The organism is Streptomyces sp. NPDC003284 (genome assembly GCF_053589675.1).
In genome coordinates, this window is the sequence record NZ_JBSFSI010000003.1 from 305,169 (window position 1) to 325,755 (window position 20,587).

The following is a 20,587-nucleotide window of genomic DNA, read 5'->3' on the forward strand; positions in this document are numbered from 1 at the left end:
CGGACGGATCGGGTCGCGGACGGGCGGCGGCTCGGACGCCGCCGGAGCGTGAGCGGTCCTCGGTGCCGGGGTCGGCGGGGTGCGCGGCCCGGGGCGCCGAGCGGGCGAAGGGTGACAGAGCGGCACGAAAGCCGGCCGGGCCGGGCGGCCCGCGGGACCGGGGTCTGTGCCGTGCGGGTGGCCCTGGGTACCGTTCCGTGCGGCGCCCGGGAGCGGGCGACACGGGCAGGTGCCGCGGCGCCGGGCGGCCCGCCCCGGTGGGCCGGGCGGGTGACGGCGGCCGGTCGTGGAGCCGGGACAGGACCGGAATCGGGAACGGGGCGGAATGGAAGCGTACGACGGGGATGCGAACGCCCCGGGCGGACCGGACCGGACGGTCGGCTCCGCGAGGCCGGGCCCGGACGGACCCGGCACACCGGAGGGGCCGGACACGTCCGAGAGGCCGGATACGCCGGACGGCCCGGGGCGGTCGGGCGGGTCGGACGGCCCGGGCGGGGCGAATGGGGCCGGCGGATCGGACGGTCCGGATGAGGCGAACGGGCCGGACGGATCCTCCGTGCCGCGTCCGCGGACGGGCGGGCACGGCTCGGCCGTCCCCCCGTTCCCTCCCCTCCTCTCTCCTGTCTCTCCTGGCTCCGCTCCTTCCCCTCCCTTCCCGGGCTCCCCGGCCGCTTCCTTCCCGGGTTCTCCGGGCTCCCCGGCCGCCCCCGCGCCCCCGGCCTCCCCGGATCCGGATGCCGCCGCGGAAGGCGCCGACGACGGCGATCCGCCCGGCCGGGTGGCCGGGCTGTCCCTGCCGTACCAGGTGGGCGCGGTGCTGGCGCTGGCCGCCGTGGTGGTGGTCGCCTGCGTGCACGTCGGGATGGTCTTCCTGCATGTCGCCCCTTCGAACACGGTGACGAAGCAGCACGGCAGGGCCGTCGACCAGTGGATCTACCCGGAGTTCGAGCAGAACTGGAAGCTGTTCGCGCCGAACCCGCTCCAGCAGAACGTCGCCGTGCAGGCGCGGGCCGAGACCCTCGGCGCGGACGGCACCAGCCGCACCACCGGCTGGTACGACCTGTCCGCGCAGGACGGCCGGGCCATCGACGGCAACCTGCTGCCCAGCCACACGCAGCAGAACGAGCTGCGTCGCGCCTTCGACTTCTACGCCGCCTCCCACGATCGACAGAACCGCGCGATCGGACTGCGCGGCACGCTGTCGGAGCAGTACGTGCGCCGCATCGTGGTGATGCGCCTGGACCGCGACCGGGTGGCCGGACCGGGTGGGACCGTCGAACGCATCCAGCTGCGGGTCCGCACGTCCGCGGTGGCCCCGCCCGCGTGGAGCGGGGAGAAGGCGTCGAACTCGGTCTCGTACCGCACGCTGCCCTGGTGGACGGTCCCGGCCGGCGAGGCCGGCGGAGGTGTGAAGTGAACGGTTTCCCGCGCTCCGTCTCCCGGGGCATCACCCGGGTCACCGAAGCCGCCCTCGGTCCCTACCAGACGGCCGTGATACGCATCGGCTTCGCCGGGACCTGGCTGCTGTTCCTGCTGCGCGAGCTGCCGAACCGGCAGGAGCTGTACGGGCCCGACGGACCGTGGAACTGGGACCTCGGCCGGCAGCTGACCGAGAGCAACGGCGCCTTCACGGTCCTGATGTGGTTCCGGGGCCAGTTCTGGTTCGAGACCGTCTATCTGCTCGCCGTGCTCTCCAGCCTGCTGCTGTTGCTGGGCTGGCGCACCCGCACCATGTCCGTGCTGTTCATGCTCGGTGTGCTCTCGCTCCAGAACCGCAGCGTCTTCATGGGCGACGGCGGGGACAACGTCCTGCACCTGATGGCGATCTACCTCGTCTTCACCCGGTGCGGGCAGGTGTGGTCGCTGGACGCGCGGCGGGCCGGACGGACCGGGGCGGCACGCGCGCGTGGGGAGCGGGTGGCCGACCGGGTCGGGCCCGTCCTGTGGAGCGTGCTCGGCGCGGCGCTGATCGCGGTCACCGCGGCGGGCCGGGTCCAGGGCGAGTGGCTGGTGCCCGCCCTGCTGTGGTGCGTGTGGGCGGCGCAGGGGCTGTACTGGCTGGTCGGACGGTGGGCGCGGTCGGCCGAGCCGCGGGTCCTGCTCGACGTCGTCGCCGATTTCGCGCACAACGCCGCGCTGTTCGTGATCATGGCCGAGGCGTGCCTGATCTACTCGACGGCCGGGTGGTACAAGATCCAGGGCTCGCGCTGGCAGGACGGCACCGCCGTCTACTACCCGCTCCACCTGGACTACTTCTCGCCCTGGCCGGCGCTGGCGGATCTGCTGTCCGCCAGCGGCACGATGATGACCGTCGTCACCTACGGGACGGTGATCGTGCAGGTCGCCTTCCCCTTCACGCTGTTCAACCGGCGGGTGAAGAACGTCCTGCTGGTGGCGATGATGACCGAGCACGCCGTGATCGCGGTCGTGCTGGGGCTGCCGTTCTTCTCGCTGGCGATGATCGCGGCGGACGCGGTGTTCCTGCCGACGGCGTTCCTGCGGAGGCTGGGCGGCGCGGCGGCACGCGCGCGTGCCCGGCTGCCACGGCGCCCGGACCGCCGCCCGGTGGCCGAGCCGTCCGGCGCCGCGGAGGACGGTGAGCGCGCGGGCGTAGGCTTCCCCGCATGAACGACCCCGTGGCCGCCGTGTCCGCCTGGCACCGGCTCGCCGGTGGCGCCGTGCTCCTGGACGGCTTCCACGCCCTCAAGCACGCCGTGCGTTTCGGGGCCGAGGTGCCGGTGGCGGTCGCCGCCGACCGGCGGGCGGCGCTCGCCCTCGCACAGGAGCTGGCCCCGGACGTGCGGGACGCGCTGGACGCCCTGCTGACCGAGGTGCCGCACGGGACGTACGCCTCGCTGGTGCCGCGTCCGCATCCCACGGCCGTGGCGGCGCTGGCCGTACGGCCCTCTCGCGAGGCGGGGCTGCGGGCGCTGGCGCACACGCCCCGCAGCGCGCCCGTCGTGGTCCTGGACGAGCCGCGCAACCTGGGCAACGCGGGCGCGGTGATCCGGCTGGCGGCCGGTTTCGGTGTGACCGGGGTGGTCACCACGGGCACCCTGGACCCCTGGCACCCGGCGGTGGTGCGCGGCGGGGCGGGGCTGCACTTCGCGACCGTCGTGGAGCGGCTGAGCGTGCAGACGCTGCCGGGCGGGCCGCTGTTCGCGCTCGACCCGGAGGGCGAGGACATCCGCGGGCTGAAGCTGCCGGACGACGCGGTCCTCGCCTTCGGCTCCGAACGCAGCGGGCTGAGCGCCGCGCTGCGGGAGTGCACCGACCAGCTGGTGGCGCTGCCGATGCGCCCCCAGGTCTCCAGCTACAACCTGGCCACCAGTGTGGCCATGACGCTGTACCACTGGAGCCTCACCGGGGGCGCGCCCGCGGCCTGAGGACCCCGGAGCGGCCGGGGCCCTCGGCGGTTGCCCGGGGTCAGGCGTCGCGGCGGACCTCCACCACCCGGAAGCGGTCGGCCACGAACGCGCCGTCCGTGAGAGCCGCGTTGGCCGCGGGGTTGCCGCCCGAGCCGTGGAAGTCGGAGAAGGCCGCGGTCTGGTTGACGTACACCCCGCCGGTGAGGTTCAGCGACAGCTGGGCCGCCTCCTCCAGACACACCTCTTCGATCGCCCGCTCGACCTCGTCGTCGGTCGTGTGGGCGCCCACCGTCATCGCGCCCTTCTCGCGGACGGTGCGCCGCAGCAGCTCCACCGCGTCGGCGGCCGAGTCGACGGCGACCGCGAAGGAGACCGGTCCGAAGCACTCGCTCAGGTAGGCGGCCTCGGCCTCCGGCTTGGCGCCGTCCAGCTTCACGATCACCGGGGTGCGCACCACGGCGTCGGGGAAGTCGGGGTTGGCGATCTCGCGGGAGGCGAGGGCGACCTCGCCGAGCGCCGCCGCGGCCTCCAGCCGGGCCTTGACGTCCGGATTGACGATGGCGCCGAGCAGGGCGTTCGCCCGCGCGTCGTCGCCGAGCAGGGCGTCCACCGCCTTGGCGAGGTCGGCGGCCACCTCGTCGAAGGACTTGGGGCCCTGGTCGGTGCGGATGCCGTCCCGGGGGATCAGCAGGTTCTGCGGGGTGGTGCACATCTGGCCGCTGTACAGGGACAGCGAGAAGGCCAGGTTGGCGAGCATGCCCTTGTAGTCGCCGGTCGACTCCAGGACGACCGTGTTGACCCCGGCCTTCTCCGTGTACACCTTGGCCTGGCGGGCGTTGGCCTCCAGCCAGTCGCCGAAGGCCGTGGAGCCGGTGTAGTCGATGATCCGGATCTCGGGGCGGGTGGCGAGGGCCTTGGCGATGCCCTCGCCGGGCCGCTCGGCGGCCAGCGCCACCAGGTTCGCGTCGAAGCCGGCCTCGGCCAGCACCTCGCGGGCGACGCGCACGGTGAGGGCGAGCGGCAGCACCGCGCGCGGGTGCGGCTTGACCAGGACCGCGTTGCCGGTGGCCAGGGAGGCGAACAGGCCCGGGTAGCCGTTCCACGTCGGGAAGGTGTTGCAGCCGATGACCAGGGCGGTGCCGCGGGGGACCGGGGTGAACGTCTTGGTGAGGGCGAGCGGGTCGCGCTTGCCCTGCGGCTTGCTCCACTCCGCGGTGTCCGGGGTGCGGGTCTGCTCCGCGTACGCGTACGCCACCGCTTCCAGGCCGCGGTCCTGGGCGTGCGGGCCGCCCGCCTGGAACGCCATCATGAAGGCCTGGCCGGAGGTGTGCATGACCGCGTGCGCGAACTCGTGCGTCCGGTCGCTGATCCGGTGCAGGATCTCCAGGCAGACCGCGGCCCGCAGCTCCGCGCCCGCCTCGCGCCAGGCCCGCTGTCCGGCGCGCATGGCGAGCAGCAGCACGTCGAGGTCCGCGTGCGGATACGTCACGCCCAGCTCGATGCCGTACGGCGAGATCTCGCCGCCCACCCAGTCGTCGGTGCCGGGCTGGCCGAGGTCGAGGCGGGTGCCCAGGAGGGCGTCGAAGGCGGCCTTGCCCGCCGCGGCGTCCAGGCTGCCGTGCTCCCCGTAGGCCTTGGGATGCTCGGGGTGGGGCGACCAGTACGCGCGCGTGCGGATCGCCTCCAGTGCCTGGTCGAGAGTGGGCCGGTGGCGGGCGATCAGCTCGTGCGCGGTCGGTGCGGCGGCCATGCGGGACCAACTCCTTGTCCGGAGGACTCTTCGTCGAGCTCATGACCTGGCGGAACCATGGGCGTGGACGGCCGGTCAGGGTTAGAGTAACCGAACGATCGGTCGGGACAAGGGGGTCCGCCGCATCTGTGGAAAAGTCGGGCCAGGGGGGTCCGCCGCGTCCGTGAAAACGCCGTGCGGGAGGATCGCGCACATGACAGCACTCGACCTCAGCAGCCCCGTGGCCGTCGTCGGCACCGGCACCATGGGCCAGGGCATAGCCCAGGTCGCGCTGGTCGCGGGCCATGTCGTACGCCTGTACGACGCCTTGCCCGGGAGGGCCGCCGAGGCGGCCGCCGCGATCGGCGCCCGGCTCGACCGGCTCGTCGAGAAGGACCGGCTCACCGGCGCCGAACGGGACGCGGCCCGCGCCCGGCTCGCGCCCGCGGAAGGCCTCGCCGAGCTGGCCGACTGCGCCCTCGTCGTCGAGGCCGTCCTGGAGGACCTGGACGCCAAGCGGGCCCTGCTGACGGAGCTGGAGGGCATCGTCGCCGACGACTGCCTGATCGCCACCAACACCTCGTCCCTGTCGGTCACCGCCGTCGGCGGTGTGCTGCGCAGCCCCGGCCGCTTCGTCGGCCTGCACTTCTTCAACCCGGCGCCGCTGATGCCGCTGGTCGAGGTGGTCTCCGGCTTCGCCACCGACGTCACCTCGGCCACGCGCGCGTACGAGACGGCCCGTGCCTGGGGCAAGACCCCGGTCGCCTGCGCCGACACCCCCGGCTTCATCGTCAACCGCATCGCCCGCCCCTTCTACGCCGAGGCGTTCGCCGTCCACGAGGGGCAGGCGGCCGACCCCGCCACCATCGACGCCGTGCTGCGCGAGTCCGGCGGGTTCAGGATGGGCGCCTTCGAACTGACCGATCTCATCGGCCAGGACGTCAACGAGTCCGTCACGCACTCTGTGTGGCGGTCCTTCTTCCAGGACGTGCGCTTCACCCCCTCGCTGGCCCAGCGGCGCCTGGTGGAGTCGGGCCGGCTCGGCCGCAAGAGCGGCCACGGCTGGTACGAGTACGGGGAGGACGCCGAACGGCCCGAACCGCACACCGCCGAGCCCGCGCAGCCGCCCGCGTACGTCGTCGCCGAGGGCGACATGGGACCGGCGGCGGACGTGCTCACCCTCGTCCGCGAGGCGGGCATCCAGGTCCGCGAGGAGGACGAGGACCACGGCACCCGCCTGGTGCTGCCGAGCGGCGGACAGCTCGTCCTCGCCGACGGACAGAGCTCCGTGGAGTTCCGCGACGTCGTCTACTTCGACCTCGCCCTCGACTACCGCCGCGCCACCCGGATCGCCCTGTCCGCCTCCCAGGACACCTCCCCGCGGACGCTGTCCGAGGCCATCGGCCTCTTCCAGGCGCTCGGCAAGGCCGTCAGCGTCATCGGGGACGTCCCCGGCATGATCGTGGCCCGCACGGTCGCACGGATCATCGATCTGGCGCACGACGCCGTCGCCAAGGGAGTGGCCACCGAGGAGGACATCGACACGGCGATGTGCCTGGGCGTCAACTACCCCCTGGGCCCCTTCGAATGGAGCCGCCGCCTCGGCCGCACCTGGGCCTACGGACTCCTGGACGACCTGCATCTGCGCGACCCGTCCGGACGCTACGCCCCGTCCCTCGCGCTGTACCGCCACGCGTACGCCACCGACAAGCGGGAGGCCGCCTCATGACCACGGCCCGACGTGACACGTACACCCCCCAGACGCTGCTGTCGGTGGCCGTGCGGGTCTTCAACGAGCGCGGCTACGACGGCACCTCCATGGAGCACCTGTCCAAGGCCGCGGGCATCTCCAAGTCGTCGATCTACCACCATGTCGCCGGCAAGGAGGAACTGCTGCGCCGGGCGGTCACCCGGGCGCTCGACGGGCTCTTCGGGATCCTCGACGAGGAGCACGCGCGCGTGGGCGGCGCCGCCGAGCGCCTGGAGTACGTCGTACGGCGCATGGTCGAGGTGCTCACCGCCGAACTGCCCTATGTGACGCTGCTGCTGAGGGTGCGCGGCAACACCGGGACCGAGCGCTGGGCGCTGGAGCGGCGGCGCACCTTCGACCACCGGGTGGCCGAGCTGCTGAAGGCGGCGGCCGCCGAGGGCGATGTGCGCACCGACGTGGAGGTGCGGCTGGCGACCCGGCTGGTCTTCGGGATGATCAACTCGATCGTGGAGTGGTACCGCCCGGACGGCGGCGGGGCGAGCGAGCAGGACGTGGCCGACGCCGTGGTGCGGCTCGTCTTCGGCGGGCTGCGCGAGTCGGGCTGACCGGCCGGGACCGGCGGCGCGAGCGGCCGTACGGGCACGACCGGGTAGCGGATACCGGGCACCGGGCGCCGTGCGGGACGAGGCCGCGGGCGCGGGATTCGGCTGCGCGCTGGTGCCCGCGCTCAGCCCTGCGGTTCCAGGTCCTCCTCCTCGAACACCAGCAGGGTGCGGGTGCTGAGCACCTCCGGGATGGCCTGGATCCGGGTGAACACCACTTCGCGCAGGGCCCGGTTGTCGGGGGTGTGCACCAGCAGCAGGACGTCGAAGTCCCCGCCCACCAGGGCGATGTGCGAGGCACCGGGCAGCCGCCGCAACTGCTCGCGCACCGTGCGCCAGGAGTTCTGCACGATCGTCAGCGTGATGTAGGCGGACGTGCCGTGCCCGGCGCGCTCGTGGTCGACGCGGGCGCCGAAGCCGCGGATGACCCCGTCCTCGACGAGGCGGTTGATACGGGCGTAGGCGTTGGCGCGCGAGACGTGGACCCGTTCGGCGACCGACCGTATCGAGGCGCGGCCGTCCGCCTGGAGCATCCGCAGGATGTCCTGGTCGATGGCGTCCAGCGGACGCGCGGGCGGCGGGGCGGACTCGCCGCCGTCCTCCGTGCGCCCGACGTTCTCGGCCATTTGTTCAGATGCCATGTCCCCCCACCTCTCCGCCATGGACGTACTGCATCCATAGCAAGCTGTGGAGAACCGTTTGTCCACAGCCTGGGGCCGCATGTAGCCAAAATGTGCCGACGACCGAACAATCGGTAGGTGGGGCGAGTCACAGCCGACGCGCCTCCCGTAGCCGCTCCCACGAGGAGGTGCCCGTCATGACGGTCATGGAGCAGCGGGGTGCGTACCGGCCATCGCCGCCGCCCGCCTGGCAGCCCCGAACCGACCCCGCGCCGCTGCTGCCGGACGCGGAGCCCCATCGCGTCCTGGGCACCGAGGCGGCCGCGCAGGCCGACCCCGAGCTGCTGCGCCGTCTGTACGCGCACCTGGTGCGCGGTCGCAGGTTCAACGCGCAGGCCACCGCCCTCACCAAGCAGGGCCGCCTCGCCGTCTACCCGTCCAGCACCGGCCAGGAGGCGTGCGAGGTCGCCGCCGCGCTCGTCCTCCAAGGCGACGACTGGCTCTTTCCCAGCTACCGCGACACGCTCGCCGTCGTGTCCCGAGGGGTCGACCCCGTCGAAGCCCTCACGCTGCTGCGCGGCGACTGGCACACCGGCTACGACTCCCGAGAGCACCGCGTCGCCCCGCTCTCCACCCCGCTGGCCACCCAGCTCCCGCACGCCGTGGGCCTCGCCCACGCCGCCCGGCTCAAGGGCGACGACGTGGTCGCGCTGGCCATGGTCGGCGACGGCGGCACCAGCGAGGGCGACTTCCACGAGGCGCTGAACTTCGCCGCGGTCTGGCAGGCACCGGTCGTCTTCCTGGTGCAGAACAACGGCTTCGCCATCTCCGTCCCGCTCGCCAAGCAGACGGCGGCGCCCTCCCTGGCGCACAAGGCCGTCGGCTACGGCATGCCGGGCCGTCTGGTCGACGGCAACGACGCGGCGGCCGTCCACGAGGTCCTCGCCGACGCCGTACGGCACGCGCGCGCGGGCGGCGGCCCGACCCTGGTCGAGGCGGTGACCTACCGCATCGACGCCCACACCAACGCCGACGACGCCACCCGCTACCGGGACGACGCCGAGGTGGCGGCCTGGCGCGACCATGACCCTGTCCTGCTGCTGGAGCGGGAGCTGACCGGGCGCGGACTGCTCGACGAGGACGGCATCGCGGCCGTCCGCGAGGAGGCCGAGACGATGGCCGCGCGGCTGCGCGAGCGGATGAACCAGGACCCGGCGCTCGACCCCGCGGACCTGTTCGCCCACGTCTACGCCGAACCGACCCCGCAACTGCGCGAGCAGCAGGCCCTGCTGCGGGCGGAGCTGGCGGCCGAGGCCGAGGAGGGCACCGCCCGATGACCACCGTCGCGCTCAAACCGGCCACCATGGCCCAGGCCCTCACGCGCGCGCTGCGCGACGCCATGGCCGCGGACCCGGCGGTGCACGTCATGGGGGAGGACGTCGGCGCCCTCGGCGGGGTCTTCCGGGTCACCGACGGCCTCACCGCCGAGTTCGGCGAGGACCGCTGCACCGACACACCGCTGGCCGAGGCCGGCATCCTCGGCACCGCCGTCGGCATGGCCATGTACGGGCTGCGTCCGGTCGTCGAGATGCAGTTCGACGCCTTCGCCTTCCCGGCGTTCGAGCAGCTCGCCAGCCATGTCGCCAAGATGCGCAACCGCACGCGCGGACGGCTGCCGCTGCCCCTGACCATCCGCATCCCCTACGGCGGCGGCATCGGCGGCGTCGAACACCACAGCGACTCCTCCGAGGCGTACTACATGGCGACCCCGGGGCTCCATGTCGTCACGCCCGCCACCGTCGCCGACGCCTACGGACTGCTGCGCGCCGCCATCGCCTCCGACGACCCCGTCGTCTTCCTCGAACCCAAGCGGCTGTACTGGTCGAAGGACGCCTGGAACCCGGAGGAACCGCCGGGTGTCGAGCCGATCGGGCGCGCGGTGGTGCGGCGCACCGGCCGCAGCGCCACCCTCCTCACCTACGGCCCCTCCCTGCCCGTCTGCCTCGAAGCCGCCGAGGCGGCCCGCGCCGAGGGCTGGGACCTGGAGGTCGTCGACCTGCGTTCGCTGGTGCCGTTCGACGACGAGACGGTGTGCGCGTCGGTCCGGCGCACCGGGCGCGCGGTCGTCGTCCACGAGTCGCACTCCTTCGGCGGACCGGGCGGGGAGATCGCCGCCCGTGTCACCGAGCGCTGCTTCCACCACCTGGAGGCGCCGGTGCTGCGCGTGGCCGGATTCGACACCCCCTACCCGCCGCCGATGCTGGAGCGGCACCACCTGCCCGGTGTCGACCGGATCCTGGACGCCGTCGCGCGTCTCCAGTGGGAGGCCGAGGGCTGATGGCACAGGTGCTGGAGTTCAGGCTGCCCGACCTCGGGGAGGGACTCACCGAGGCGGAGATCGTCCGCTGGCTGGTCGAGGTGGGCGACGTCGTCGCCGTCGACCAGCCGGTGGTCGAGGTCGAGACGGCCAAGGCCATGGTCGAGGTGCCCTGCCCCTACGGAGGCGTGGTCACCGCGCGCTTCGGCGAGGAGGGGGCGGAGCTTCCGGTGGGGGCGCCGCTGCTCACCGTCGCGGTCGGAGAATCCGCCGCGCCGTCCGGACCGGCCGCCGCGGGCGGTACCGGCGGCACCGGTACCGCCGGTGGCATCGACGGCACCGGTGCTCCGGCGGGCGCGGGCGACGGCTCCGGCAATGTGCTGGTGGGCTACGGCACGGCGGAGCCCCCGGCGCGCCGCCGCCGGGTGCGTCCGGTGACCGGCGGCGGGCCGGCCGTCACCACCGCCGCGCGGGCGACGGCCTCCGGGGCCCTTGGGACCTCCGAGACCTCCGAGACCTCCGGGGGCTCCTGGGCCTCCGAGGACGCGGTACCCGTGGTGGACGAGTCGTCGGTGGCCGTGGACGGTGCTTCCCGGCCGGTCGACGGGCCGGTGCCCGTGATCTCACCGCTGGTGCGCAGGCTCGCCCGCGAGCACGGGCTGGACCTGCGGCGGTTGCCGGGCTCCGGGCCCGACGGGCTCATCCTGCGCGCTGACGTGGAGGAAGCGCTCCGCAGGACGGGGGAGGCGGCGTCCGCCGGTCCGGCCTCCCCCGTCGGTTCCTCCCGTGCTTCCGGTGCTTCCGGACCGGCCGGGACTTCCGGTGCTTCCGGACCGGCCGGGACTTCCGGTGCTTCCGGTCTCTCCGGACCGGCCGGGACCGGTGCGGAGACCCGTGTCCCGCTCAAGGGCGTACGCGGGGCCGTCGCCGACAAGCTGTCCCGCAGCCGCCGGGAGATCCCCGACGCGACCTGCTGGGTCGACGCCGACGCGACGGAGCTGCTGCGCGCACGGGCGGCCATGAACGCCGCGGGCGCGCCGAAGATCTCCCTGCTCGCCCTCCTCGCGCGGATCTGCACGGCCGCGCTCGCCCGCCACCCGGAGCTGAACTCCAGGGTCGACACGGAGGCCCGGGAGATCGTCCGGCTCGGCCATGTGCACCTGGGCTTCGCCGCGCAGACCGACCGCGGGCTGGTCGTCCCCGTCGTACGGGACGCGCACGCGCGGGGCGCCGAGGCGCTGACGGCCGAGTTCGCCCGGTTGACCGAGGCGGCCCGGACCGGCACGCTCACGCCGGGGGAGCTGACCGGCGGGACCTTCACGCTGAACAACTACGGCGTCTTCGGCGTCGACGGCTCCACACCGATCATCAACCACCCCGAGGCGGCCATGCTCGGTGTCGGCCGTATCGTCCCCAGACCCTGGGTGCACGAGGGCGAGCTGGCGGTCCGGCAGGTCGTCCAGCTCTCGCTCACCTTCGACCACCGGGTGTGCGACGGCGGTACCGCGGGCGGCTTCCTGCGCTACGTGGCGGACTGCGTGGAACAGCCGGCGGTGCTGCTGCGCACGCTGTGAGGGCCTGTCCCGACCGGGCCCGGGTCGGGACGCCCGGTCGGGCAGGGGCCGGTCCGTGCGAACGGCCCGGCCCTGGGCGGTCGTCGGGTCCGGCGCACGCCCGCGTTCCGGGCCGGTGCGGGCGGGACGCATACTCGGAGGGTGACCGCTCACGAGCCCGTCGGTGCCCAGGACGCCCCAGCCGGTGATCCGCCTCCGGCCGGTGATCCGTCCGCGACCGGGGATCTGTCGCAGGCCGGGGATCCACCGCCGGACGGTGAACCGCCTTCAGCCGGGGACCTGCCCCCGGTAGGTGACCCGCCCCGGCCCCGGCGCCTGCCCCCGCCCCCGTCGCGGGCAGGCGCCCGGCCTTCGCCCGGCGCCGCCTCCCCGCCCGGCGCCGCCTCTCCGTCCAGCGCGGAATCCCCGTCCGTCGCCCCGGCCTCCCCCGGCCACGACGTCGTCGTCCTCGCCGGGGGTGCCGCGCGGCGGCTCGGCGGGGTGGACAAGCCGGGGGTGCGGGTCGGGGGCCGGGCCCTGCTCGACCGGGTGCTCGACGCGTGCGCCGACGCGACCGTCACCGTCGTCGTGGCCGATCCCCGGCCCACCGCACGGCCCGTGCGCTGGGCGCGCGAGGAGCCGCCCGGCGGCGGCCCGCTCGCCGCGCTCGCGGCGGGACTGTCCCGCAGCACCGCTGATCTGGTCGTCGTCCTCTCCGCCGACCTGCCCTTCCTGCGGCCGGACACGGTGCGGCGGCTGCTCGCCGCCCTGCGGGCGGGCCGTGCCGACGGCGCGCTGCTCACCGACGCCGACGGCCGCGACCAGCCGCTCGTGGCGGCCTACCGCGCGTCCGCGCTGCGCCGCGGGCTGGCGGGGCTCACCCGGGAGCACGGCGCGCTCGACGGGCTGCCGCTGCGTCGGCTGACCGCGGTGCTCGACCTCACCCGTGTTCCGGACGATGTCGCCTCGTTCGACTGCGACACCTGGGACGACATCGCCACCGCCAGGGCACGCATCAGGGAGCATGGGCACGTGCTGGATGAATGGATTTCCGCAGTCAAGGACGAGCTGGGCATCGACCTGGACGTCGACACCGGAGTACTGCTCGACCTCGCCCGCGACGCCGCCCACGGCGTGGCCCGGCCCGCGGCGCCCCTGACCACGTTCCTCGTCGGCTACGCGGCGGCGCGGCAGGCCGGAGCGGGTCCTGAGGCGGTCGCCGAGGCGGCCCGCAAGGCTGCGGCGCTGGCGCTGCGCTGGGCGGACGAGGACAGCGCGCCGGGCGAGCCCGACGCGGCGCCCGACGCCACACCCGCCGCCACGCCCGACACCCGCCCGGACGCCGGATGACGGCCCGCGGCGCGCAGACCGGCGAGGACGCCGGGAAGGCAGCCGGAACCCGGGACACCGAGGACCTCGACGTCGAGGAGGCGCTCGCGCTCGCGAACGGGAGCGCGGGGCACTTCCCGGGTGGTGGTGACCTCCCCGGCGGCGGCCACCTGCCCGGCCCCGGCGGCGGCCACCTGCCCGGCCCCGGCTTCGGCCCCGGCCGCCTGCCCGGCGGCGGCCCCGCCCCCGCAGCGGACGGCGCCGCCTCCCCCGGCCACGGAACCGGCTCCGGCCCGCTCCCGTACGGCACGCCGTACGCCTCGCAGGCCGACCCGCGGACGACGTCCTGGCCCCGGGCCCGCGAGATCGCCGGACGCGCCGCGCGGGGCATCGCCCGTCGCTCCCCCGTCTCGGCCGTCCTGGACGCCGCCCTGGGCCTGGTCCTGGCCGAGCCCGTCGCGGCCCTCACCGATCTGCCCTCCTTCGACACCTCCGCGATGGACGGCTGGGCGGTCGCCGGACCCGGGCCGTGGGACGTCCGTGAGGGCGGCTCCCTGGCCGGGGACGCGCAGCCCGAGCCGCTGACCGACGGCACGGCGGCCCGCATCGCGACCGGCGCCCGGATCCCGCAGGACACCACCGCCGTGCTGCGCACCGAGCACGGCCGCACCGACGCCAAGGGCCGGCTGCACTCGGTCCGGGAGCTGAGCCACGGCCAGGACATCCGGCCCCGTGGACAGGAGTGCCGTTCCGGTGAGCACCTGCTGCCCGCCGGCACCCTGGTCACCCCGGCCGTGCTGGGCCTGGCGGCGGCGGCCGGGTACGACACGCTGACCGCCGTGCCCCGGCCGCGCGTCGACGTGTTCGTGCTCGGCGACGAACTGCTCACCGAGGGGCTGCCCCGAGACGGCCGGATCCGGGACGCGCTCGGCCCGATGCTGCCGTCCTGGCTGCGCGCGCTGGGCGCCGAGGTGGCCGCGGTGCGCCGTATCGGCGACGACGCCAAGGCGCTGCAGAAAGCCCTCAGCCGGTCCGCGGCCGATCTGATCGTCACCACCGGGGGCACCGCCGCCGGGCCCGTCGACCATGTCCGCCCCACCCTGCACAGCCTCGGCGCCGACCTCCTGGTGGACGGTGTCGATGTGCGCCCCGGCCATCCCATGCTGCTGGCCCGCACCAAGGAGGACCAGCACCTCGTCGGGCTGCCCGGCAATCCGCTCGCCGCCGTCTCCGGGCTGATCACGCTCGCCGAACCGCTGCTGCGCGTCCTGGCCGCGCGCCCGGCCCCGGAGCCGTACACGCTGCCGCTGCGGGACGGGGTGCACGGCCATCCGCACGACACCCGGCTCGTACCCTCCGTACTGCGCGGCGACCATGCGGTCCCGCTGCGCTACAACGGGCCTGCCATGCTGCGGGGTGTCGCCGCGGCCGACGCGCTGGCCGTCGTACCGGCGGGCGGCCTTCGTGCGGGCCAGGAGGCCGAACTGCTCGATCTGCCCTGGGCCGCCGCCGGAATCGGAGTGTGTTTCACGTGAAACTTCCGGGCCATGATGCGATCGCCCGCCAGGCGGACGAGCATCTCGTGACCCATCGGGTGAAACTCCCGAGGAAACTCGTCGACCGCCCCATACGCCAGGTCGCGAAGCGACTCGCCATGGCACTGCTGGTGCTGGTGGTGACCGTCGCGGTCGTCTACGTCGACCGCGCGGGCTATCACGACAGCGCCGACCAGACCGTGGACCTCCTCGACTCGGCGTACTACGCGACGGTGACGCTCTCCACCACCGGGTACGGCGACATCACACCTGTCAGCGACAGCGCCCGGCTCACCAACATCCTCGTCATCACGCCGCTGCGCGTGCTGTTCCTGATCATCCTCGTCGGCACCACGCTCGAAGTCCTCACCGAGCGCACCCGTGAGGAATGGCGCCAGAGCCGCTGGAGGTCCACCTTGCGCGATCACACCGTCGTCGTCGGCTTCGGGACGAAGGGGCGGTCGGCGATCCAGACCGTCTGCGCGACCGGGCTGAAGCAGCAGCAGGTCGTCGTGGTCGACCCCAGTTCCAAGGCGATCGACGTGGCCACGGCCGAGGGATACGCCGGTGTCATCGGCGACGCCACACGCAGCGAGGTGCTGAAGCGGGCGGAGGTCCACCGGGCGCGGCAGATCATCATCGCCACACAGCGGGACGACACGGCCGTGCTGGTGACCCTGACGGCCCGGCAGCTCAACCGGAGCGCGAAGATCGTCGCCGCGGTGCGCGAGGAGGAGAACGCCCCGCTGCTCAAGCAGTCCGGCGCGGACGCCGTGATCACCAGCGCGAGCGCGGCGGGACGGCTGCTGGGCCTCTCGGTGCTCAGCCCGGCCGCCGGCATGGTCATGGAGGACCTCATCCAGCAGGGCAGCGGGCTGGACATCGTCGAACGGCCCGTCATAAAGGCCGAGACGGGCCGCAGTCCGCGCGAGATCGACGACCTGGTGGTCAGCGTCGTCCGCGGGCACCGGGTCCTCGGGTACGACGACCCGGCCGCCGCCTCCCTCCAGCTGACGGACCGCCTGATCACCATCGTGCGGGCCACGCCCGGCACGCAGGTCACCCCGGACATCCGCCCGCTGCCGCAGGACTGACCGCCCGGTCCCCGGGCCCGTGCGCCGCCCGCCCGGCGCGGTGCGGCACGCGGATGCCGCTGCCCGGTGGTGCGGGACGGGGCGAGGAGTAGCGTCGGCCCCATGCATGCGATCACGATTCCCGAACCCGGTGGCCCCGAGGCGTTGGTGTGGGACGAGGTACCGGATCCCGTGCCCGCCGAGGGGGAGGTGCTGGTCGAGGTGGTGGCCGGTGCCGTCAACCGGGCCGACATCCTGCAACGGCAGGGCCACTACGACCCGCCGCCCGGCGCCTCCCGCCACCCCGGCCTGGAGTGCTCCGGACGGATCGCCGCGCTCGGCCCCGGGGTGTCCGGCTGGGCGGTCGGCGACGAGGTGTGCGCACTGCTCGCGGGCGGCGGCTACGCCGAGAAGACCGCCGTACCGGCCGGTCAGCTGCTGCCCGTCCCGCAGGGCGTGGACCTGCGGCAGGCGGCGGCCCTGCCCGAGGTGGTCTGCACCGTGTGGTCGAACGTCTTCATGGTCGCCCATCTGCGCCCCGGCGAGACCCTGCTCGTGCACGGCGGCTCCAGCGGTATCGGCACCATGGCGATCCAGCTCGCCAAGGCCGCCGGTGCGCGGGTCGCCGTCACGGCCGGTACCCGGGAGAAGCTGGACCGCTGCGCCGGACTGGGCGCGGACATCCTGATCAACTACCGCGAGCAGGACTTCGTCGAGGAGATCCGGCGGGCCACGGACGGGGCCGGTGCCGACGTCATCCTGGACAACATGGGTGCCAAGTATCTGGACCGCAATGTCCGGGCGCTCGCCGTCAACGGCCGGCTCGCGATCATCGGCATGCAGGGCGGTGCCAAGGGCGAGCTGAACATCGGCGCCCTGCTGGCCAAGCGGGGCGCGATCAGCGCGACCTCGCTGCGGGCCCGCCCGCTCGACGAGAAGGCGGCGATCGTGGCCGCCGTACGCGAGCACGTCTGGCCGCTGATCGCGGACGGGCAGGTGCGTCCGGTCGTCGACCGCGAGGTGCCGATGCGCGACGCCGCGACCGCGCACCGGATCGTGGAGGAGAGCGGCCACATCGGCAAGGTGCTGCTGGTCGCCTCCTGACCGGCCGCGCACGGCCGGGGCCCGCGCTCCGGCCGTGCGCCACGGACACGGCCTACGCCCGGCGCACCCGCAGCGCGATGAAGGCCAGCCCCAGGCCGAGCCCGATCAGGACCAGCCCGCTGCCGAGCGGCAGCATCTCCAGGACCGGACCGGAGGCGGTACCGCCCGGCGGGCGGGGGACGGGCGGCCGGGTGGAGGCGGACGCCAGGGGGACGACGGACGCCCCGGGCGAGCGGGGGGCGGCCGTCGGCGTACCGGGCGAGGCGGCCTCCTTGCGGCCCTCCCCGTCCTGCCACGGCGGGCGGTGGCCGCCGTCCTTCGTCCCGCCCTCGTGCCGGTGCGCCCGTCCCGGGCGCCGCCGCCCCTCGTCCTCGTCGTCGTCCCCGCCGGACGGCTCGCGGCGGGCGGGCGCCGCCGCCGGGGAAGCGGCCTGGAGGGCCTGGAGGGCCTGGAGGAGGACCGGGGCGGCGGACCCGGGGGGCGAGGCGTGTGCCGGGTGTTCCGGGGCGGGCGGACGCACCGGGGCGGTCGACGGGGCGGCGTGCGCCGCCGTGGCGGAGGGCGTGGGTACGGGCGTCCCGGGCGCCGAGGCGGAGGGCGGCGGGCCGGGCGGCCGCGGGTGCGCCGAGGCGGGGCCGCCGGACAGGACCAGCGCCGCCAGCAGGACCGGTACCGGCGCGATCAGCCGTCCCGCCGCCCCCGGCGCGGTGCGCGGCAGCCATGGAGTCACCCCGGGGACCCCCTCACGGTGGCCGATCAGTGGTTCAGTGCCACCACAGTCACATCACCGGAGCGATCCGGCATTCCGGGTTCGGCCGCCGGGTCGAATGCCCGGTGCGGTCCGGCCGGGGCGACCGCGCCGGGGACTCGGCCCGGCCGACGTCCCGGACGCGGCACGGTGGATCACCGTCCGCGGGGGGCACCGGGGAGGTGACGGGTACGGGTGCGAGAGAATGGCGGTATGGAGATGCCGAGGAACGAACGGTCGCCGGAGAATCCGCAGATCCTGGTCGTGGGCCAGGACGGCATGGCGCTCGGAGGCGGCGGGGACGACGACTCGCACGAGACCCCGGTCACGGCGCAGGTGGAGCAGCCCGCCAAGGTCATGCGGATCGGCAGCATGATCAAACAGCTGCTGGAAGAGGTGCGGGTCGCTCCGCTGGACGACGCCAGCCGGGCCCGGCTCAAGGAGATCCACGCCAGCTCGGTCAAGGAGCTGGAGGACGGCCTGGCGCCGGAACTGGTCGAGGAGCTGGAGCGTCTCTCGCTGCCGTTCACCGACGAGGGCACCCCCAGCGACGCGGAGCTGCGGATCGCGCAGGCGCAGCTGGTGGGCTGGCTGGAGGGCCTCTTCCACGGGATCCAGACCACCCTGTTCGCCCAGCAGATGGCCGCCCGCGCCCAGCTGGAGCAGATGCGCCGCGCCCTGCCGCCGGGCGTCGGCCACGAGGGCGTCGTCGAGGACCCGCGCACGGGCGGCCGCTCCGGCGGCCCGTACCTGTAAGCGCGCACCGGCCGCCTCCGGCCGTACGCACACGCACATGAGCGGAGGAGGGCCCGGCAGCCAGGCTGCCGGGCCCTCCTCCGTGTCCGTTCGCCGGGCGGGGCCGCCGGTCAGGACGTCGCCGGGTCGCCCGTCGACACATAGAGCTGGATCGTCGGCATGTTCTTCGGGTCGACGTCCGTGTCGGCGGCGGGGAACTGGCTCATGACGGTGCCCTGGCCGTAGGTGTTCTCGTCCTGCTTGACCTCCTTCAGGTGCCAGCCGGCCGCCTGGAGGCACTCCTTGACCGAGCCGATGTACTTGAACTGGAAGTTCGGCACCTTGATCAGCTTGGGGTCGTTGTACGACTCCTGCGGTTCCTTGCAGGAGCTCACGTCGATCGTCTTGGAGGTGTCGGGGCCGCGGTGTCCCTCGACGGGGGCCGAGGAGGAGCCGGGGCTCGCGCTCGTGGCGGTGTCGTCGCCCTTGGCCTTGTCGTCGTCACCGCCGCCGTTCAGGAGCAGCGCGGCGATCAGACCGGCGACGGCGATCACGGCGACGGCCGCCGAGGCGACGATGACCACCTTGTTGTTCCCCCGGCCGCCCGAGGAGGCGGGCGGGGACTGCGGGGTGAGGTTGTACGGCGGGGGCGTCGACGCCTGCTGCGGGGCGTAGGGCGAGGCGGCGGGCGGGGTCTGGTACCCGGCCGTCTGCTGCGGGTAGCCGTACGACGGCGTGGGGGCGGGGCCCGGGGCCGGGGTGCCGTACGGGTGCGGCGCCGGGGCGGGCTGGTACGGCGTCTGCACCTGGCCGGCGACCGGCGGCGCGGTGTCGACCGGCGGGAACACCGCGGAGCCGACGCCCGCGCCGCTCGGCGCATGGGAACCCGGGACGATGCTGGGCGGGGCCGCCTGGAAGGAGGCCGCCACGCGCAGGCACTCGTCGCGCATCGACTCGGCGCTCGGGAAGCGCTCGTTGGGATTCTTCTTCAGCGCGCGGGCGACCAGCGCGTCCACCGCCGGGGGCAGCGCGCGGTTGACCGAGGAGGGCGCCACCGGCTCCTCCTGCACATGCGCGTAGGCGATGGCCAGCGGCGAGTCGGCGTCGAACGGCAGCCGCCCGGTGACCAGCTGGAACAGCATGATGCCGACCGAGTACAGGTCGGAGCGCGCGTCCACGCCCCGGCCCAGGGCCTGTTCGGGCGAGAGGTACTGCGGGGTGCCGACGACCATGCCGGTCTGGGTCATCGAGGTGACGCCGGACTGCATGGCGCGGGCGATGCCGAAGTCCATGACCTTGACGACGCCGCGCTTGGTCACCATCACGTTGCCCGGCTTGATGTCCCGGTGGACCAGGCCCATCTCGTGGCTGATCTCCAGGGCGGCCAGCACATCGGCGGTGACCTTCAGCGCCTGGTCGGCGGGCATCGCGCCCTGCCGCCGCACGTCCTCGTCGAGCACCGAGCCCAGCGGCCGGCCCTCGACGTACTCCATGACGATGTACGGCGTCGTCATGGAGTCCAGCGTGTCCTCGCCGGTGTCGAACACCGAGACGATGTTGGTGTGCGTGAGCTTGGCCACCGCCTGGGCCTCGCGGCGGAACCGCTCGCGGAACGCCGGTTCCCGGCCCAGTTCGGTGTGGAGTGTCTTGATCGCGACCTGGCGGTCGAGCACGGAGTCGTAGGCGAGGTGGACCGAGGCCATGCCGCCCTCGCCGAGCAAGTCGCGCAGCTGGTACCGGCCGCCGGCCAGCGCCCTCCCCGCGAACCGGCTCTGTGCGCCGTCCTGGCTCATCTTCTGCGTCCCCCATGTAGCGCGGCGGCAGCGGCTGCCGCGCGCGCGATCGGCTGTCCCCGGACATGTCGACGGTCCCCGGGACCGGACGTGACCTGACCTCATGTCCGGATCTCGATGATCGAAAGTGTTATTCCCGGCCAAGTCTGCCCCAGGGCACCGACACGTCAAGCTCGGTGCCCGTTCCGTGACCGTACGCGAAAGAAGCGTCGCGCAAGCGTTACAGCGGTCGTACGACCGGTACACGGGATTTGCACGACGGCGGCCGCTCGCGGTTTGATGGCCGGTCCGTCCCGGACCGGTCCCCGCGGTGAACCCGGACCGGCGGCTTGCGCCGAGCCTGTAGCGTGGCCGACGGAGACCGTGACAA

Annotated in this window: 17 protein-coding genes; 13 read left to right on the top strand and 4 right to left on the bottom strand. The window is 74.3% G+C overall.

The features are described 5' to 3' along the window. The first annotated feature begins 778 nt into the window (after nt 1–778). From ACWDYF_RS08460 to ACWDYF_RS08470, 3 genes are read left to right on the top strand one after another with little or no spacing between them, the layout of a single operon-like run. On the top strand, nt 779–1,417 hold the full coding sequence (locus ACWDYF_RS08460) for a DUF5819 family protein (RefSeq protein ID WP_389462733.1): 639 nt from the start codon (nt 779–781) through the stop codon (nt 1,415–1,417). Further along, nucleotides 1,414–2,628, top strand: a complete 1,215-nt coding sequence (locus ACWDYF_RS08465; protein WP_389462732.1) for an HTTM domain-containing protein — start codon at nt 1,414–1,416, stop codon at nt 2,626–2,628. The genes ACWDYF_RS08460 and ACWDYF_RS08465 overlap by 4 nt, the downstream gene beginning before the upstream one ends. Continuing rightward, nucleotides 2,625–3,386, top strand: a complete 762-nt coding sequence (locus ACWDYF_RS08470; protein WP_389462731.1) for a TrmH family RNA methyltransferase — start codon at nt 2,625–2,627, stop codon at nt 3,384–3,386. The genes ACWDYF_RS08465 and ACWDYF_RS08470 overlap by 4 nt, the downstream gene beginning before the upstream one ends. A 40-nt stretch (nt 3,387–3,426) precedes the next feature. Here the strand turns inward: ACWDYF_RS08470 and paaN are convergent, their stop codons facing one another. After that, nucleotides 3,427–5,118 (bottom strand): phenylacetic acid degradation protein PaaN, encoded by a 1,692-nt coding sequence (gene paaN / locus ACWDYF_RS08475; RefSeq protein ID WP_389462730.1) that lies wholly within the window; start codon nt 5,116–5,118, stop codon nt 3,427–3,429. Nucleotides 5,119–5,311: 193 nt separating this feature from the next. On the opposite strand from paaN, the gene ACWDYF_RS08480 reads away from it, so the two are divergent. Then, nucleotides 5,312–6,826: a 3-hydroxyacyl-CoA dehydrogenase gene (locus tag ACWDYF_RS08480; protein ID WP_018569141.1), complete on the top strand. Its 1,515-nt coding sequence runs from the start codon at nt 5,312–5,314 to the stop codon at nt 6,824–6,826. Continuing rightward, nucleotides 6,823–7,413 carry a TetR/AcrR family transcriptional regulator gene (locus ACWDYF_RS08485; protein ID WP_381738809.1) on the top strand — a complete coding sequence of 197 codons (591 nt, stop codon included), beginning with the start codon at nt 6,823–6,825 and terminating at the stop codon, nt 7,411–7,413. The genes ACWDYF_RS08480 and ACWDYF_RS08485 overlap by 4 nt, the downstream gene beginning before the upstream one ends. 122 nt (nt 7,414–7,535) lie before the next feature. On the opposite strand, the gene ACWDYF_RS08490 is transcribed toward ACWDYF_RS08485, so the two are convergent. Next, complete coding sequence (locus ACWDYF_RS08490) at nt 7,536–8,051, bottom strand: Lrp/AsnC family transcriptional regulator (RefSeq protein ID WP_381738808.1); 516 nt, start codon at nt 8,049–8,051, stop codon at nt 7,536–7,538. Between the two features lie 176 nt (nt 8,052–8,227). Between ACWDYF_RS08490 and pdhA the strand changes: the two genes are divergently transcribed. From pdhA to ACWDYF_RS08525, 7 genes are all read left to right on the top strand, one after another. Further along, nucleotides 8,228–9,367 (top strand): pyruvate dehydrogenase (acetyl-transferring) E1 component subunit alpha, encoded by a 1,140-nt coding sequence (gene pdhA / locus ACWDYF_RS08495; protein WP_389462729.1) that lies wholly within the window; start codon nt 8,228–8,230, stop codon nt 9,365–9,367. After that, nucleotides 9,364–10,368, top strand: coding sequence for an alpha-ketoacid dehydrogenase subunit beta (locus tag ACWDYF_RS08500; protein ID WP_381738804.1), 1,005 nt, complete (start codon nt 9,364–9,366; stop codon nt 10,366–10,368). Before pdhA ends, ACWDYF_RS08500 begins: the two co-directional genes overlap by 4 nt. Beyond that, a complete protein-coding gene (locus tag ACWDYF_RS08505) occupies nt 10,368–11,921 on the top strand; it encodes a dihydrolipoamide acetyltransferase family protein (protein ID WP_389462728.1) in 1,554 nt (517 codons plus the stop codon). Before ACWDYF_RS08500 ends, ACWDYF_RS08505 begins: the two co-directional genes overlap by 1 nt. A 315-nt stretch (nt 11,922–12,236) precedes the next feature. Beyond that, nucleotides 12,237–13,250 carry an NTP transferase domain-containing protein gene (locus ACWDYF_RS08510; RefSeq protein ID WP_389462880.1) on the top strand — a complete coding sequence of 338 codons (1,014 nt, stop codon included), beginning with the start codon at nt 12,237–12,239 and terminating at the stop codon, nt 13,248–13,250. Continuing rightward, a complete protein-coding gene (locus ACWDYF_RS08515; protein ID WP_389462727.1) occupies nt 13,247–14,764 on the top strand; it encodes a molybdopterin molybdotransferase MoeA in 1,518 nt (505 codons plus the stop codon). The genes ACWDYF_RS08510 and ACWDYF_RS08515 overlap by 4 nt, the downstream gene beginning before the upstream one ends. Next, nucleotides 14,761–15,858 carry a potassium channel family protein gene (locus ACWDYF_RS08520; protein ID WP_026252744.1) on the top strand — a complete coding sequence of 366 codons (1,098 nt, stop codon included), beginning with the start codon at nt 14,761–14,763 and terminating at the stop codon, nt 15,856–15,858. The genes ACWDYF_RS08515 and ACWDYF_RS08520 overlap by 4 nt, the downstream gene beginning before the upstream one ends. Before the next feature lie 102 nt (nt 15,859–15,960). Beyond that, complete coding sequence (locus ACWDYF_RS08525; RefSeq protein WP_381738798.1) at nt 15,961–16,941, top strand: NAD(P)H-quinone oxidoreductase; 981 nt, start codon at nt 15,961–15,963, stop codon at nt 16,939–16,941. Nucleotides 16,942–16,993: 52 nt separating this feature from the next. Here the strand turns inward: ACWDYF_RS08525 and ACWDYF_RS08530 are convergent, their stop codons facing one another. Beyond that, nucleotides 16,994–17,671 carry a hypothetical protein gene (locus tag ACWDYF_RS08530; protein ID WP_389462726.1) on the bottom strand — a complete coding sequence of 226 codons (678 nt, stop codon included), beginning with the start codon at nt 17,669–17,671 and terminating at the stop codon, nt 16,994–16,996. A gap of 231 nt (nt 17,672–17,902) precedes the next feature. On the opposite strand from ACWDYF_RS08530, the gene ACWDYF_RS08535 reads away from it, so the two are divergent. After that, nucleotides 17,903–18,445: a bacterial proteasome activator family protein gene (locus tag ACWDYF_RS08535; RefSeq protein WP_018569131.1), complete on the top strand. Its 543-nt coding sequence runs from the start codon at nt 17,903–17,905 to the stop codon at nt 18,443–18,445. Nucleotides 18,446–18,555: 110 nt separating this feature from the next. Here the strand turns inward: ACWDYF_RS08535 and ACWDYF_RS08540 are convergent, their stop codons facing one another. Further along, entirely contained in the window at nt 18,556–20,217 is a 1,662-nt protein-coding gene (locus tag ACWDYF_RS08540; protein WP_381738794.1) for a Stk1 family PASTA domain-containing Ser/Thr kinase, read from the bottom strand. Between the last annotated feature and the right edge of the window lie 370 nt (nt 20,218–20,587).

What these genes read in the sequence shown, in the direction of transcription:
- ACWDYF_RS08470 (WP_389462731.1), top strand. Translation starts at nt 2,625, where the DNA reads ATGAACGACCCCGTGGCCGCCGTGTCCGCCTGGCACCGGCTCGCCGGT.
- paaN (WP_389462730.1), bottom strand. Translation starts at nt 5,118, where the DNA reads ATGGCCGCCGCACCGACCGCGCACGAGCTGATCGCCCGCCACCGGCCC.
- ACWDYF_RS08480 (WP_018569141.1), top strand. Translation starts at nt 5,312, where the DNA reads ATGACAGCACTCGACCTCAGCAGCCCCGTGGCCGTCGTCGGCACCGGC.
- ACWDYF_RS08485 (WP_381738809.1), top strand. Translation starts at nt 6,823, where the DNA reads ATGACCACGGCCCGACGTGACACGTACACCCCCCAGACGCTGCTGTCG.
- ACWDYF_RS08490 (WP_381738808.1), bottom strand. Translation starts at nt 8,051, where the DNA reads ATGGCATCTGAACAAATGGCCGAGAACGTCGGGCGCACGGAGGACGGC.
- pdhA (WP_389462729.1), top strand. Translation starts at nt 8,228, where the DNA reads ATGACGGTCATGGAGCAGCGGGGTGCGTACCGGCCATCGCCGCCGCCC.
- ACWDYF_RS08500 (WP_381738804.1), top strand. Translation starts at nt 9,364, where the DNA reads ATGACCACCGTCGCGCTCAAACCGGCCACCATGGCCCAGGCCCTCACG.
- ACWDYF_RS08505 (WP_389462728.1), top strand. Translation starts at nt 10,368, where the DNA reads ATGGCACAGGTGCTGGAGTTCAGGCTGCCCGACCTCGGGGAGGGACTC.
- ACWDYF_RS08515 (WP_389462727.1), top strand. Translation starts at nt 13,247, where the DNA reads ATGACGGCCCGCGGCGCGCAGACCGGCGAGGACGCCGGGAAGGCAGCC.
- ACWDYF_RS08525 (WP_381738798.1), top strand. Translation starts at nt 15,961, where the DNA reads ATGCATGCGATCACGATTCCCGAACCCGGTGGCCCCGAGGCGTTGGTG.
- ACWDYF_RS08535 (WP_018569131.1), top strand. Translation starts at nt 17,903, where the DNA reads ATGGAGATGCCGAGGAACGAACGGTCGCCGGAGAATCCGCAGATCCTG.
- ACWDYF_RS08540 (WP_381738794.1), bottom strand. Translation starts at nt 20,217, where the DNA reads ATGAGCCAGGACGGCGCACAGAGCCGGTTCGCGGGGAGGGCGCTGGCC.